Consider the following 15,910-nt stretch of genomic DNA (forward strand, 5'->3'; position numbering starts at 1 on the left):
TGATGTCAAAAGTGGTTTAAGCTTATTCGAAGCTCTTGGAAAGCACCCGAATGTCTTTTCGAAGCTTTATGTCAACATGATCCGCGCTGCCGAATTAGGAGGCATCCTCGATAAAATTCTTGATCGCTTGTCCCAATTCCTCGAAAAAGAAATGGAAATCAAGACCAAGATCAAGTCAGCGATGATGTACCCAGTCCTAGTTTTATTCTTTTCTACTAGTATGTTATTTGCTATCTTTGCATTCGTCCTGCCCAAATTTAAGGAAATTTTCGCGGGCATGGATGTAGAAATGCCGGCGATAACCTCTACCCTCTTCAGCATAGGCGATGTATTCGCTAAAATTTGGTGGCTGGTAATAATTGCCGCCATAGGGCTATTTATAGGGTTTAAATTCTATATAAAGACACCTGCCGGTCACTACCAGTTCGATATGGTTAAACTCAAGTTGCCCATTATGGGTGACCTTACTCTGAAACTTTCTGTAGCTCGCTTCTCGCGAACCTTTGGAACTTTGATAGCCAGCGGTGTGCCTACGATGCGCTCACTTGAAATCGTTGGTGAGACTTCGGGAAACGCTGTCATCTCATTGGCTATTGACCAAACACGAAATAGCCTTCGCGAGGGATCGAAGCTCAGTACTCCACTTGCAGAAAGCGGATTGTTCCCATCAATGGTTACACATATGATTGATGTGGGCGAAGAATCAGGCCGTCTGAGTGATATGCTCGTAAAGGTTGCTGACTTTTATGAGCAGGAAGTCGATGCCGCAGTCAAGGGGCTAACCTCGATGATCGAGCCTTTGCTCATCATGTTCATGGGCGGAATGGTTGGCTTTATCGCTCTGGCAGTAATGATGCCGCTATTCAAACTCGTAAGCTCTGTGAACTAAACGCCTCAGGTATTTAGTTCGGTATAAAAAAATAGTTTGGGGGGTTATACCCCCCAAACATAAAAAGCGGGATATCCCGCAATCGTAACCTTTAATTGGTGGCATGGATGCTGCCATTATCCTGGCAAAGATGGAACGGTGCCTATATGCTTAGATTCGAAAATACTGAAGAAATGGTGGCGATTTACGTCTCGAAACGATCGCCTGATCTTAGAGATGCCATTGTCGCTCAACATGCCCCAATGGTTGAAAGAATCGCACGGCGATTCGCAAATGCCTCGGAACCTGTCGACGATTTAACACAAGAAGGGTTTATTGGTCTCCTCAATGCTTTGGAGGTCTACGACCCCACTAAAGGCGTTAAATTTACTACTTATGCGACTTATCTGGTCGCTGGTCAGATAAAACATTTCCTTCGAGACAAAGGCAAAATCATCAAAGAACCAGCCTGGCTGCAAGAGTTGAATCAGAAAATCAATCGGGTTTCTCAAACCTTGTATCAGGATCTGGAAAGACAGCCGTCTACCGCTGAAATTGCCACTGCCCTCGAAATGAATGAAAGCAACGTTATTGAAGTGCTCACATCTCGTGAGGTCTTCCGCGTTGGTTCATTAGATGCAGGTAACTCAGATGATGATAGCGAACAAACTTTCGATACAGAAAAGCTCGAAACTGAGAGCACATCATTCCAATTGCCGACGGAAGATAAGCTGGTGCTCGACAATGCAATCCAACAGTTAAAAGAAATCGAGCAAAAAGCTATCAGGCTTTTCTTCTATGAAAGCCTTAACCAGACTGAAATCGCTTTCAAATTAAGTATCTCATGCAACTATGTGTCTCACATATTAAGACATTCCGTTCAGAAACTTCGACGAGTGCTGGCAACAGAAGATTTGAAGGATAAACAACTTCAACAGCGCATCCAGGGACCGGCACACAACGACACTGAGGTTGTTGATGAGCAAACGGGAGTCTATTCTGCGGCCTACCTCAGAATGCGCCTGCAAGAGGAGCTCCAGCGAGCCGGACGCAACAACTCAAATTGTTCTCTTATATTGATACGTCTAAAAGGCCTTGAGCGCCTGCGTGCTTTTTATGGTGAAATGACCGTAAGCGAATTCCTTTCACAAGCCGCAGGAGTTATAAAAAAAGGAATAAGACGTGCTGATGTGTTGGCCAGAGGCGGTGATTGTGAATTCGGAATTATTCTTCCCAACCTTGGCGTTTCCACCGGTGCGATCGAAAATCGCATGAGATCGCTGCTTGACGATTGGTGTAAATCTCTCTTCGGTATGGCATCTATGCCAGTGTCAGTGACCGTGGTTTCAGTCGTTTTCTCACCTGAGGTAAATACAGCTAAGAAGATGATTAAAGAGGCACGCAAACATCTTGACATAGATGAGGATGAAGCTCAAGCAGCATAAAGCCTACTATTCCATAAAAATAAAAGGGCGCCTTAATAGGGCGCTCCTTTTTTTTATGCCTAATTATATGATGTATGATGTTATGTGCCAAAATATGATTATTATTATTTGACCAAAGGAGTTTGCTGATATGCCGGATAACGCACCACGAATTCGGAATTATTACGTTAACGAAAACAAACGATTTCCAATCGAATACATTTTTATTCCTATTCTTATTCTAGGAGCGCTCTATGGAGGATGGATTATTTGGAATAACATTCAAATTTCCCGCACTCCTATTCACGCTGCGACGATGATCATGACGGCAATTCAGACGAATGACATCGAAAAGTTAGGGAAATGGGTAAACATGAATGACCAAGAAGCCAAATCTCTTGAGCTTCAGTCCACCCCAGCAGATATATACAAGAACTGTATTTCCCTTGTTTCTGGGAAACAAATTATTATTAAGTCATTTAAGGTAACGCCGACTGAAGCTAGTGGTGAATCGGTTCAGGTTCCGGTTCGTGTCGAGTGGGCGCCAGCGAAAGGCGGAAAAACAAACAAAGACGACATTATTTTAACGTTAGATTGGAGAAAAGCTCAGTGGTGGGTAACCACTGACAACCTGAAAAACTACTTCAGTGGTAAATAACCACTATTATTTAGTTCGACTTCTATTCTGATGCAGCAATGCTGCATCCCCGGAAGGACAGGTGTAATCCTGTCCTTCCGCGTATTTAACCGTCAGACTCAAAGACGTAATAATATAGAACTAAGACTTATTGTGTTTTCGCTTTAACCGTCTTATACCGATTAGCGCAATTGGCAAAGCGATCATGCTGATTGTTGAAGGTTCCGGCACAGGATCATCGTGACCTCCAAGCCCACCAACGGCAAGTAGCGGTAGTAACCCAAGTAAATTTCTGCTACGCTCCAATATCGGAATAACTGATGCAGGACCTTCAATAAACGGGATAGCTGCCGCATCTTCAAGTATCTGAGAGGGTTCGGCCAGGATCAGATTATCTGCCGAAACGACCGGCGCTTCCTGCATAACAAGTTGGGGAGCTATCTCCGATTCCGGCACAATGACTTTGGGTCCTTCGAAGGTCGGTGGGAGAATAACCCTTATACCAAGGGGATTGCCGCAATGCATTTTAAGAACCGGTTCGCCAGTCATTTCCGCAAAAACGGGGGTGCCTGCAGGCAAATATATTCTGCAAGTTCTAACTGTGCCGTCTTTTTGCGAGTAGTAGACGAGATACTCGCCACCCTGACGCAAAGTGGTCTGATGCAGCGTTGACAAATAACCCAGTATTTCATTTCTCGATAGGTGATAATAATTCTGATAACGTTTCATAACAATCGGTGTCGTTTTGACATGATTGACGAAATCGCTAACAGATTTCACCTGCTTCGTAATGAACGAATGGGGCGGAACTGCCGACATCGCTGCAAAACTGATTTGGCTCAAACAGATTACAACAACGCAAACAAAGAGAATTTTATTTCTCACAAACATATTGCGTTCTCCTTTTACTTTTGCTCAATTGAGAGCATCACAAACGATTCGCACATGCAATAAGCAGCAATTTCCTTGCCAGCGAACGCTTTTGTGATTCAAATACAGCAAATCAGGTACTTATACTTATCCAATTGTTAGCTTCCGATGTAATTAATGAAAGAAAACTTGGTAACTCATAGCAAATGAATATGTTATAATTCCCAAACATATGAAAATGAAAGAAAGAATTGTTTTCTACGACACAACATTAAGGGATGGCGCGCAGAGCGAAGAGATTAGCTACACTATCGAAGACAAAGTTAAGATCGCTCGTAAGCTCGATGAGTTCGGAATGGACTATATCGAAGGCGGCTGGCCGTTCTCTAACCCAAAGGATACGGAATTCTTCGAGGTTATGCGGAACGTCAAGCTTTCTCATTCTCGTCTGACCGCGTTCGGCAGCACATGCCGCGCAAATGTGGAGCCTAAAGACGACCCAAATTTAAACGGCTTGATAAATTGCGGAACACCCACCCTTACAATCTTTGGAAAATCCTGGGATATGCACGTCATTCGCGCTCTTCAGGTCGAGCTGGAAGAGAATATCAGGATGATTGCCGAGTCCGTTGCTTATCTCAAACAGCATGCTGATGAAGTAATTTATGATGCAGAGCATTTTTTCGATGGCTTTGCTGCCAATCCTGAGTATGCAAAGAAAACTCTTGCCGCTGCAATAAACGCAGGAGCGGATGTTGTTGTCTTATGCGATACGAATGGCGGCTCCCTGCCTCATATAATCACCCAAATAGTTAGAGTGGTTCGGCAAGAATTTCCGAATATTAAACTGGGAATTCATTCTCACAACGATGCCGAGTGCGGAGTTGCGAATGCAATTGTCGCAGTCCAGGACGGTTGCACCCATATCCAGGGAACTATCAATGGCTTTGGCGAACGGTGCGGCAATGCAAACTTAACCTCTGTTATCCCTGCTCTCGCCCTCAAGCAAGGCTATGATTGCCTCTTACCAAATTCGCTAAAACACCTCACAGCGCTATCAAACTATATCGATGAATTAGCCAATGTAACCCCCTTTACACGACAAGCCTATGTTGGACGCAGCGCCTTTGCTCATAAAGGCGGAGTTCATGCAGATGCGGTGGCAAAATATTCTCACACCTACGAACATATCAGACCGGAACAAGTCGGAAACAAAAGACGAATATTGATCAGTGAACTATCAGGCGGCTCTGCTATCGTTGATAAAGCCCATGAGATGAACTTCGATTTAACCAAAGAATCACCTAGCACTCGCCGACTTATCAAGCAGGTAGCGTCTCTTGAAAATGAAGGCTATTCATTCGAAGGCGCAGAAGGTTCATTCGAAATTTTGGTGCAAAAAGCGCTTGGAACCTATCAAAAGCTCTTTGAAGTAAGAAGTTTTCGAATTATTGTCGAGCGCAGAGAAGACTTTTCTGAACCTATTACCGAAGCGACGTTAAAGCTAGCGGTGGATGGAGAAGAAATTCACTGTGTGGCAGAAGGTGACGGCCCTATCCACGCGCTTGATAGCGCATTAAGAAAAGCGCTCATCCCTTTCTTCCCAGAGTTAGAAAATATTCGTTTGACTGACTTCCGTGTCCGCGTTGTGAACCTAAGAGAAGGTACCGCAGCTAAGGTTCGAACGATAATCGAGCTAGACGACGGCCAATCCAGTTGGAACTGTGTTGGGGTAAGCACGAACCTTATAGAAGCGAGCTGGCATGCTCTTACAGAAGCAGTTGAATGCGGGCTTTTGCGTATATCGAAGTATCGTCCAAACCAGTAAAAAGCCTTCCTTGCTTTTCTCCCAGCTTGACAGAGTGTCTTTGAGAGGTTATAATGTTGAGCAGTAATGGAGCGATGTCCGAGTGGTCGAAGGAGCACGACTGGAAATCGTGTACCCGGGGGAACTCGGGTCCTGGGTTCGAATCCCAGTCGCTCCGCTCTTACTAACGGAACTACTATTTCTTCGTTAGTTATCTTGCAGTTAAACTAGCAGTCTTCGACAAACAATAATATGCTTAATACGAGGACGCAGTCTAAACGAAAGAAGCAAATAAAACGCCTGTTTTGGATGTTATTTATCCTGACAATCGTCTATTTCAGCTCGGTTGCCGCCGTGTTTTATTTCAAAGTGCATACCAAAGCACATGCATGGCAAAGCGTTCTTCCTGAATCTAAAGCCCCTACTGCTAAATCCCGTATTTTAGTGATTGCCCCTCATTGTGATGATGAGACTCTCGGTTGCGGTGGTTTAATTAAACGTTCTGTGAATGCGAATTCAGTGGTTTATGTAGCGATTATTACTAATGGGGATAGTTTCCGAAGGTCTGCTGCTTGGGAAAGTCGTTCTGTTAGGCTATCCTCAGCCGATTACCTCGCTTTAGCACAAAAACGCCAGCAAGAATCAGTTGCAGCAATGGCGCTCCTGGGTGTGCCTGAGCAACAGATACGATTTTTGGATTATCCAGACCGTGGTTTATCACCAATGTGGAACAGTTTCTGGTTTATGCCCTATCGCTCATCCTCCACTGGCTTAGAACAATCACCGGACGAGAATCCCTATCGGAATATAGTAAGTTACCGAGGCAAGTGTCTTCTGGATGATCTTGTCGCGCTAATTCGCGAGGTAAAACCAACGGACATTTATGTTTCCCACCCGATGGATGATCATCCGGACCATGCAGCAGCAGCAGCCTTTGTCAACGCCGCATTAATTCGACTTCAAACTGAAGGCAATAAGGATTTTTTGCAAACCGTAATCCATACTTATCTTATCCACCGTGGCGATTGGCCTCTGCCGCAAGGCTTGCATCCTAGCGAAGAATTACTTCCTCCCAATAGCTTCCACCAAGCCGACGGGACAACCAGCATTTTATATCTTAGCTATAGTGATGAGAAAGCCAAAGAACAAGCTCTGAATAAATACGAATCCCAAATGCCGATGTTGGGTCGATTCATGACGAGTTTTATCCGTGAAAACGAGCTATTCAATACGCAAATGCCCGAACAAGCCGTGATCAATAGGTCGATCGACATCAAGCAACTAAGCGATTGGGGTGGAGTATTACCCCTTATGCTCGATCCAGTGGATGATGACTTATTACGCCATATGGACCCAGCAGTCGACCTGAGAGCGGTCTATTTGACACGTAAGGATAATATGCTCTATGTCCGTCTCGATACCAATAGTCGAATTAAATATCACATCCAATATCGCCTAAACCTTCGAGGATTTAGCAGTGATTTCAGACAGAGTGAAGCGCTTACTGTAACAGCTGGCTCTTGGAAAAAAACACAACCAACAGAGGTCGAATCAAAGGCAAAGGGAAAGAGTTGGGTTTTCGCCATTCCTCTCGATCTCATCGGGAATCCCGCTCATGTCGCGATTTATGCAGAAACCAAATACATGGGTGTTCCCGCCGACCGAACCGCCACCTGCTTCGTCAAGCTTAATAACTAATCTTACTTTGCAGGCTTGTGAGATGCTCTGGTAGACTCGATGCAGGAGGACATTATCGTGGCAAAGTCAATGAACCCTAGGTTCGTCGAGCAGTATCAAAAAAAGCTTACAACCCCTGAGCAGGCAATTCGTGAAATCCGACCAGGTCAGCGCATATTTATCGGTTCAAATTGCGCAGAACCGCTAGCACTGGTAGAGGCATTAACTCTTCGCGGAGATACTCTCGAGGATAATGAAATACTTCACATTCTCCGCCTTGGCGTTACCCCAAGCACTGAAGAGAAATTTGTCGACCGATTTCGTTCAAATGTATTCTTCATTGGGGCGAATTTAAGGAAAGCCGTTGCACGTGGCACAGCCGATTATACTCCGGTCTTTTTGTCCGAAATCCCTGCCCTTTTACGTTCCGGTCAGCTTCCGATAGATACAGCGTTAATCCAAGTATCGCCGCCTGATGAACACGGTTATTGCTCCTATGGTGTCTCTGTAGATATCGTAAAGGCAGCGGCTGAAAGCGCTCGTTTTGTTGTCGCGGAAGTAAACCCCCAAATGCCTCGCACCCTTGGAAACAGCTTCATTCATATTAACGAGATCGACCGATTTGTCGAGAGTAATCATCCTATTTTATCTGTTGTCCAGGAAAAAGCAGATGAGATTGCGATGAATATCGGCAAGAATATTGCTGACCTTATCGAAGATGGTTCTACTATACAAATGGGGATTGGCACAATCCCTGATGCAATCTTGCATTTTCTTGACGGAAAAGAAGACCTGGGAGTCCATACGGAAATGTTCTCCGACGGACTTTTAAAGGTCATCGAGAACGGGATTGTCACCTGCCGCAAGAAGACGCTCCATCCATATAAAGTTATCGCCTCATTTGCGATGGGCAGCCCTGAGCTTTATGCTTCAATCGATAATAATCCGTTCTTCGAATTCCACCCCACTGAATACACTAACGACCCGTTCATTATCGCTCAGAATGACAAGATGGTCGCGATTAACAGCGCGATTGAAGTAGATCTCACTGGACAGGTATGCGCAGATTCGATCGGCACCTATTTCTACAGTGGTATTGGTGGTCAAGTTGACTTTATTCGTGGCTCTGCTCGAAGCCGCGGTGGAAAGCCTGTTATTGCCCTTCCCTCCACTGCTAAAAACGGTGCTAAATCACGTATCGTCGCCTCTCTTAGTCCGGGCGCGGGAGTTGTAACGACTCGTGGTGACGTTCATTATGTTGTCACTGAATTCGGCATTGCCTATCTTCACGGCAAATCAATCCGCGAACGAGCTTTATCGCTTATCAACATTGCCCATCCTCAATTCCGCGAAGAGCTTTTAGACCAAGCGAAAGAGCTTCATTTTATCTACCAAGACCAACCAGAAGCTCCGTTGGTGACTCGTTATCCGAATGAGTTTATCACTAAGGATATACTTGAAGATGGCATTGAAGTTACTGTACGACCGGTGCGAGGCACTGATGAACCTTTGATGAAAGCTTTCTTCTACAAACTATCAAAAGAAACCGTTTATCGCCGTTTCCACGCTCAAATGAAGGCTATGCCTCATCGAGCGATGAAAGACATGATTGACGTCGACTACAAAGACCGTATGGCACTTAGCGCAACGGTAGGTGAACTAGGTAAGGAAGAAATTGTCGGTGTTGGCCGCTTCTACAGAAATCCTTCCAACAATTTCGCCGAAGTAGCGTTTACCGTTCGTGACGATTGGCAAGATCGCGGGGTAGGTTCCATCTTATTCGCACGCCTTATCGAAACCGCTCGCCAAATGCGGATCACCGGTTTTGACGCCTATGTTCAATGGGATAATCACCGAATGCTCCACATCTTCATGGAAAGCGGTTACGAAATCAGCAGCCGCCTAGAAGGCGATCAATACTTATTGAAAATGAGCTTTGAAAAGAAACGCCAAGTCCCTCCCGAATCAAACAAACACGGAGCGGAGTAAGGGAACAGTTTACATATCATTTGAAATTTACTCAGGCAATTAGGCTCAAAGACATATAGCCTTTGATGGCGGGAGTTTAAGATGAGACCGAATCAGGCCAAATATTCCTCCCATATGTTGACTATCAGCCTAAGCATCTTAAACTCAGGTATGGGATATGTGCGGGCAAGGCAGTGATTAGGGTAGAATATCTCCCGTCTAACGATTTTTAATCATTGCAGACCTTTTTGATCCCAATGATTTCAGTTCAACCTTCTGGCTCGTATGCTAATAGTAACGAATTGGGACGCGAGGTTGGGCATCGACAGCCTGTTCGATCGGAATGATCCGATCATCGGGGTTAACATGGTCCGGTAGGAGGACAATAGATATGAAAGTAATATTAACGCACAACGTGCCCAAACTGGGCAAAGATGGCGATGTCATCACTGTCGCAGACGGTTATGCACGCAACTATCTGCTTCCACGCAGTCTGGCAAAAGTAGCCGATGCAAGCAACATGAAGTCTCTATTAAAAAGACTATCAGTATTAGAGCGAAAAGCGGAAACGATTAAAGCTAACGCAGCAGAAATGGCAGGAAAGCTTGAAGGTCAATCGATTACCGTCAAAGCAAAGACTGGTAAGAATTCGACCAAACTTTTTGGCACAATCACTGCCAATGATATTGCAGATGCGATTAAGCAGCAGTATAAGCTCGATGTTGACAAACGACGGATTGCACTTCCCGATCCTATCAAAACAACCGGCGAGCACGAAGTATCGATTCACTTCCATCAGGATGTCGATACCAAACTGAAAGTGGTTGTCGAGAGCTTAGCCGAATAAAACGGCACAGCTTGCATTGATATTAGAGTTCTCTTTTGCTCCCCGTTGGAATAAATTGTGCAATCGTTCATCTCCGACGGGGAGCTAATTATCTTAATTATTGGTTAATGAAAAGAGGGATATGATGCGACCGCCTCTTGATAAGGTGCCGCCTCAGAGCTTAGATGCCGAAATGTGCACGCTGGGCTCCATGCTTATTGATCGTGTGGCAATCGACAAGGTTGCCGAAACATTAAACGCGGACGATTTCTACCGAGAGATCCATCGCCATGTTTATGATGCAATCGTATCTTTGCATGAGCGAGATGAAGCCGTCGATATGGTTACGGTCAAAGAAGAATTAATCCGCCGAGACCTGCTTAGCACAATCGGTGGCGTTGATTACCTCGCTCAACTCATGGAAAGCGTTCCTTCAGCAGCAAATGCCGAATATTACGCCAGCATCGTTGAAGAGAAAGCCATCCTTCGCCGCCTCCAAAGCGCCGCCCACCGTATTGTCCAAATGTCCGAAAACGAAGAAGAGGGCATCAATGACATTCTTGGCAAGGCCGAACAGTGTGTTTTTGATGTTGGACAACGGCGCATGGGCTCGTATTTTACGCCCATCAAGCCGCTAGTCAGCGAAATGATCGACAAGCTCGAACAGCTTTATCTTGCAGGCAAACCTGTCATAGGTCTGCCGAGTGGGTTCGAACAACTGGACAGAATGACTTCAGGCTTGCAACCTTCCGATTTGATTATTCTTGCGGCTCGACCGTCAATGGGTAAAACCAGCCTCTGCCTCAGCATGGCTCAACATGCAGCCCTACGAGAAGAAAAGACCGTCGCTTTATTCAGCTTAGAAATGTCTAAGGAACAGCTCGTTCAACGCATGCTGTCAGCGGAAGCTAATATTGGGGGCACCAAGCTTCGAACAGGTTCTCTTAAGGATGATGATTGGCAAAGGCTTAGCGCCGCATGTGAAAAGTTGCATAAGGCAAAGATTTGGATTGATGATGCTGCTGATATTTCATCTTTAGAGATGAGGGCAAAATGCCGTCGTTTAAAAGCGGAAGCCGGTCTTGATTTAATCGTCGTTGACTATCTCCAGTTAATGCGAGGCAGTCGCCGAACGGAAAACCGAACCCAAGAAATCTCTGAAATTGCCAGGTCATTAAAAGCGCTTGCCAAAGAACTCCGCGTGCCTGTTCTTGCTTTATCTCAGTTAAGCCGCGCAGTCGAACATCGCGACAATAAACGCCCAATGTTAAGCGACCTTCGTGAATCAGGTTCAATTGAAGCTGAAGCTGACATCGTTATGTTCATTTATCGCGAAGAATATTATAAACGAAGGGATGCCGGCGACGATGATCCGACCCCAAGTGAAACCCCAGGGGGAATTAGGACAGAAGAAGCCGAAATCATCATTTCCAAACAACGAAACGGCCCAGTAGGAACCATAAAACTAGCCTTCCAACCCGACTACGCCCGATTCCGCAATCTTGCGTCTGATTAAAAGAGGGGGCGAAGCACGAAGCTAGTTCGGGTATTCCCCCTTTCCAAGGGGGGAATACAAAGGGGTCTTCCGGGTATTTATTCTCACAGATTTCGCATTACATCCCCCTAGCCCCTAAGCACCGATGCGGGTGGGGATTAGCTATCAACCTCCCGATAGAGACTATCCCTCTCCACAGGCACACGCCCTGTTTCAATTATCATCTCGACCAAAGCGGTTCGGGTTAAGACTTGGGTTTTCATACCAGGGTTGTCGTCGGCATAGACGACCTCGTACTCATGAACGGTACCATCAACATCATCAGCGCCGTACCAAAGGGCAACCTGTGTTACTGCGGGAGTATTCATCACCCAGAACGACTTGATGTGGGGGAAGTTATCCAGCATCAAACGTGACAGGGCTATATTTCGAAGGTCATCCTCGCCAGTTGGATGAGGCAGATCGGACAACTCTGTTCCCTCCGGATGGAAGCATAATGGGGTGAAGGCAAGAAAGTGTTTGGTTTCATCTTGAAGCGCGCGAAGCTGGAGTAGATGATCAACTCGCTCTTCGATGGTCTCGATATGACCATAAAGCATGGTCGCGTACTGTGGCAAACCAGCTTTAGCCACTATGCGCGCAACTGCTTTCCACTCTCTACTATCAAGCTTGCGATCGAAAAGCGCATCTCGCACCCGATCACTCATCACCTCTACGCCACCACCAGGTAAGCTTTCTAGACCAGCTTCGATTAAGTCCTGAAGTGTCGCCTCAAGTGACTTACCGGCAACTCGGGCTATTTCGATTAACTCAACGGGAGTGAAAGCCTTTATATGTACTCCAGGCCGAACTTCTTTGACCGTACGCAGCAAATCGAGATAGTAGTTGTAGGGCAAACGCGGGTCAATGCCGCCGACTATATGGACTTCAGTAATCGGCACATCCTTATGCTGAAGAAGGCGCGATCTGACCTCATCCAAGCTTAAAGTATAGGGATCCGGCCCGCCTTTTTTAGCGTAAAAAGAGCAAAATCGACAGGCTTTGTTACAGATATTCGTGTAATTGATATGCTGGTTGCGGACATAGTAAGCCTTATCGCCATACAAGCGCTCTTTGGCTATATTCGCCAGATAGCCCACCCCAGCTAGATTGCGAGACTGATATAGCCGAATGCCATCATCAAAGGTCAAACGCTTTTCGCTCAGCACCTTCTCATAAATATCCATCAATTCCGTTCCGACAACACGCTCAGCTACAATCATACCTTTGAGTATACCAGCCGTTTGTCCTTGTGGTAATCGATCGAAAATACTGGTAATAATACTAGAAACTGGTATTATTAGCTGTTTAGCCTATTTTAGTCAATAATTTCTGGAGATAAATTAAGAATTTCGTGGTATTAAATAAATAGAGAATGGCCGGCACGTCTTGTTTACATCTTTCGGGATGAGCCGGCTCGTCCCGTTTACATAGGGCAAGCATCGGCTTGCCCTTAAATATTTTTGCTTCGAGCTATCACTTCTCCCACATTGTTAAATATCTCTTGTCATATGTGCTTCAAATGCTTATAATAGATTTGACACGGAAAAATAATGCGATCTATCGAAGGAGGCCGTTAAATGTCAGACGTTCTTGCAGAAGCTTTAATCCGCGATGTGCCGGATTTCCCTAAACCTGGAATTATGTTCAAGGACATCACTCCGGTATTGCTCGACCCAAAAGCCTCCAAACAGGTCATCGACCTTATGGCAGATTATTCACGGCGAAAGAAACCTGATTTGGTCGTTGGCATTGAGTCACGGGGGTTCGTACTTGGAATGCCAATAGCTCTCGAACTCGAAGTTGGGTTTGTGCCGGTTAGAAAGCTTGGTAAACTGCCGGCCGATCGGATCACCGAAGAATATGCCCTTGAATACGGGACCAACACGGTTGAAATGCACGTCGATGCTATCAAACCAGGGCAGCGCGTAGTCATTGTTGATGATTTACTAGCAACGGGCGGAACGGCAGCAGCGGCTGCTCGTATGGTTGAGAAATTAGGTGGAATAGTCGTCGGTTTTGTATTCTTAATAGAACTTTCCTTCCTCCAAGGCCGCAAGAACCTCCTTGGATACGAGTCCTTTTCGTTGATTGAATATTAGACGTAGTAAGGGGAAATATTAGGATTTAGGTTTTAGTGTCAGAATTCAAGAATATGCCCCTCTTGGAAAGGGGGGCTTAAAGAGGTCTCCGGAGTCTTTCTCTTTATCATTCTAAAATCTGCATCCCTGAGTAGGCCTCTGGGCCATATCGAAGGACAGTTATTGTTTGAAATAACTAAAAAGTTGTTTGTTTTGACACAATCATCCCTTGCAATGACACTGGTAGGGTATGCCTTTAGCCTTAATGATGGGTTCTTGAGCTGGCGTACATTTGGATGCCGCGATTGGTAATGATGGAGCCGATAATGGTCATTAAGACAAGGAAGAGTATGCGGATGATAACCGTTACTCCGACATCGAGAAGACGCTGAAGACGTGTTACTGTCTGATCACTCGCGTTAAGAAGGGTGGATAAAGGGGTTCCGTAAAGGCGATATGCCATATAAAAAACGAAAGCGAGAATTGCTAAACCACCTAGAAATACTAAAACACCAAGCAACATACCACCCACACTCCGCTGTGAAGTGATCGTAGGTTCCGCCTTTTTCTTTTCTTCAGCTACTCGCAATTCAGACCCTGTTTCTATATCCGACATCTTTTATTCTTCAACCTTACTCTTGTCCAACTTATCGTCTCATTATAAAGACGCTTCAAATCCAAATCTTATTCTAGCATATGAGGTCTAGCGGTTAGCTTTTCCCCACCATAAAATCTTCCTCACTCGAGGCCTCTAATAGCCTGGTTTGTTCGTCAGCTATTAGGGCATCGAAGAAAGTTTGTATATCCCCATCCAACACAGCAGGCAGATTATGCACTGTTAAGCCGATGCGGTGATCTGTCACCCGGCTTTGCGGGAAATTATAGGTACGAATTTTATCGCTTCTGTCTCCGGAGCCAACCTGATTTTTGCGATTGGCATCCCGCTCTTCTTTTTGAGCCATAATTTCCATTTCATAAATACGAGCTTTCAAAACGCGCATAGCCTTTTCACGATTTTGAGCTTGAGAACGTTCGTCTTGACACGCAACAACCAAGCCAGATGGTTTATGCACAATCCTAACAGCGGTCTCGTTCTTCTGCATGTGCTGACCGCCAGCGCTGGATGAGATGTAAGTGTCAATTTCCAAATCTTCCGCTTTGATATTGATTTCGATATCTTCCACCTCGGGAAGCACCGCTACGGTTGCGGCAGAAGTGTGAATTCGGCCACCACTCTCGGTTGCGGGCACTCTTTGCACTCGGTGAGCGCCTGATTCATGTTTGAGTTGACTATATGCACCCTGGCCTTCGATGGTAAAGATGACTTCTTTCGCGCCGCCAATTCCGGTTTCTTCAAAGTTAATTACTTCATATTTCCAGCCGCGGCGCTCAGCATAACGGGAATACATTCGGAACAATTCAGCCGCAAAAAGGCCTGCCTCTTCCCCGCCTGTTCCAGCGCGAACCTCAACAATAACGTTCTTGTCATCGTTCGGGTCCTTCGGGAGAAGCATCACATTCAAATCGCGTTCCAACTGCTCGATTTCCTCACGGAGGCGATTTATCTCATCCTGCGCCATTTCATACATTTCCGGGTCCTCACGAAGCAATTCCGCCGCTTCGAGTTCCTCATGATCGCGCACATACTTGCGATAAAACTCCACAATTGGCTGTAAATCGGAGTAAAGCTTACCCAATCGCTTCATTTCGCCCGGATCAGTCGCAGTTGTCCATTCCTTTTCAACCTCGACGTATCGTCTTTCAATATCTTGTAATTTATCTAGCCATGCCATAGGGTTTAATCATACCTCAAAGGAGCACATTCACCGGAGGGCATCTCATTCCGGACTGGAATTAGTTGTACCAAGAGTGCATAATCTATAGTTGTTTTGTACGAAAGCTATGTTATGAGGTGATAGATGAAAATCGGAGTGAATCGTTGGGCTATACCGAGCGAATGGGATCTGCCGCGAACATTCAATGCTGTTAAGAAAGCAGGGTTCGATTCGATTGAGCTTAATACCGCTGATGAAGGCGAGATCAGTCTGAAATCGACGTCGCTCGATGCGCAGCGCATTAGAAAGCAGGCGGAGGATGCTGGTGTCGAAATTTCTTCGCTTTTATGCACTGCCCTTGGACCCTATCCGATGACGGCTAATGAGGAAAGTACCAGAGCTAAGGGGGTTCAGGGCTTACTTAAGCATATAGAGCTTGGTGA

The 15,910-nt window shown here is 45.7% G+C and carries 14 protein-coding genes and 1 tRNA gene; 11 read left to right on the top strand and 4 right to left on the bottom strand.

Translation table 11 applies throughout. The annotated features are described in order from the left end of the window. The 3 genes from WCO51_01910 to WCO51_01920 all read left to right on the top strand — a co-directional run. Positions 1-889, top strand: an 889-nt coding sequence (locus WCO51_01910; GenBank protein ID MEI6512014.1) for a type II secretion system F family protein, incomplete at its 5' end; no start/stop codon positions are given. Between the two features lie 146 nt (positions 890-1,035). Next, complete coding sequence (locus WCO51_01915; protein ID MEI6512015.1) at positions 1,036-2,313, top strand: sigma-70 family RNA polymerase sigma factor; 1,278 nt, start codon at positions 1,036-1,038, stop codon at positions 2,311-2,313. A 130-nt stretch (positions 2,314-2,443) separates the two neighbouring features. After that, positions 2,444-2,950, top strand: a complete 507-nt coding sequence (locus WCO51_01920; protein MEI6512016.1) for a hypothetical protein — start codon at positions 2,444-2,446, stop codon at positions 2,948-2,950. A 120-nt stretch (positions 2,951-3,070) separates the two neighbouring features. On the opposite strand, the gene WCO51_01925 is transcribed toward WCO51_01920, so the two are convergent. Beyond that, entirely contained in the window at positions 3,071-3,820 is a 750-nt protein-coding gene (locus WCO51_01925; protein ID MEI6512017.1) for a hypothetical protein, read from the bottom strand. Between the two features lie 217 nt (positions 3,821-4,037). Here WCO51_01925 and cimA point away from each other — a divergent pair, with 217 nt between their 5' ends. From cimA to dnaB, 6 genes are all read left to right on the top strand, one after another. Next, the gene (gene cimA, locus WCO51_01930; GenBank protein ID MEI6512018.1) at positions 4,038-5,627 is read left to right on the top strand and encodes a citramalate synthase; all 1,590 of its coding nucleotides are present in this window, start codon (positions 4,038-4,040) and stop codon (positions 5,625-5,627) included. Between the two features lie 68 nt (positions 5,628-5,695). Next, positions 5,696-5,784, top strand: a tRNA-Ser gene (locus WCO51_01935). 131 nt (positions 5,785-5,915) lie between these two features. Beyond that, positions 5,916-7,304 carry a PIG-L family deacetylase gene (locus WCO51_01940; GenBank protein MEI6512019.1) on the top strand — a complete coding sequence of 463 codons (1,389 nt, stop codon included), beginning with the start codon at positions 5,916-5,918 and terminating at the stop codon, positions 7,302-7,304. A gap of 57 nt (positions 7,305-7,361) precedes the next feature. Further along, positions 7,362-9,272 carry a GNAT family N-acetyltransferase gene (locus WCO51_01945; GenBank protein MEI6512020.1) on the top strand — a complete coding sequence of 637 codons (1,911 nt, stop codon included), beginning with the start codon at positions 7,362-7,364 and terminating at the stop codon, positions 9,270-9,272. Positions 9,273-9,642: 370 nt separating this feature from the next. Next, positions 9,643-10,098, top strand: a complete 456-nt coding sequence (gene rplI / locus WCO51_01950; GenBank protein ID MEI6512021.1) for a 50S ribosomal protein L9 — start codon at positions 9,643-9,645, stop codon at positions 10,096-10,098. Positions 10,099-10,219: 121 nt separating this feature from the next. Continuing rightward, positions 10,220-11,593 (top strand): replicative DNA helicase, encoded by a 1,374-nt coding sequence (dnaB, locus tag WCO51_01955; GenBank protein ID MEI6512022.1) that lies wholly within the window; start codon positions 10,220-10,222, stop codon positions 11,591-11,593. Between the two features lie 137 nt (positions 11,594-11,730). Here dnaB and WCO51_01960 read toward each other — a convergent pair whose 3' ends face one another. After that, positions 11,731-12,834 (bottom strand): CofH family radical SAM protein, encoded by a 1,104-nt coding sequence (locus WCO51_01960; protein ID MEI6512023.1) that lies wholly within the window; start codon positions 12,832-12,834, stop codon positions 11,731-11,733. Positions 12,835-13,191: 357 nt separating this feature from the next. On the opposite strand from WCO51_01960, the gene WCO51_01965 reads away from it, so the two are divergent. Then, positions 13,192-13,713, top strand: coding sequence for an adenine phosphoribosyltransferase (locus tag WCO51_01965; protein ID MEI6512024.1), 522 nt, complete (start codon positions 13,192-13,194; stop codon positions 13,711-13,713). A gap of 241 nt (positions 13,714-13,954) precedes the next feature. On the opposite strand, the gene WCO51_01970 is transcribed toward WCO51_01965, so the two are convergent. Beyond that, entirely contained in the window at positions 13,955-14,308 is a 354-nt protein-coding gene (locus WCO51_01970; protein MEI6512025.1) for a hypothetical protein, read from the bottom strand. Positions 14,309-14,402: 94 nt separating this feature from the next. After that, positions 14,403-15,485, bottom strand: coding sequence for a peptide chain release factor 1 (gene prfA, locus WCO51_01975; protein ID MEI6512026.1), 1,083 nt, complete (start codon positions 15,483-15,485; stop codon positions 14,403-14,405). 126 nt (positions 15,486-15,611) lie between these two features. Between prfA and WCO51_01980 the strand changes: the two genes are divergently transcribed. Then, positions 15,612-15,910: TIM barrel protein (locus WCO51_01980; protein MEI6512027.1), on the top strand; the 299-nt coding region annotated here is incomplete at its 3' end.

It is taken from the genome of bacterium (genome assembly GCA_037131655.1).
Lineage (GTDB): Bacteria > Armatimonadota > Fimbriimonadia > Fimbriimonadales > JBAXQP01 > JBAXQP01.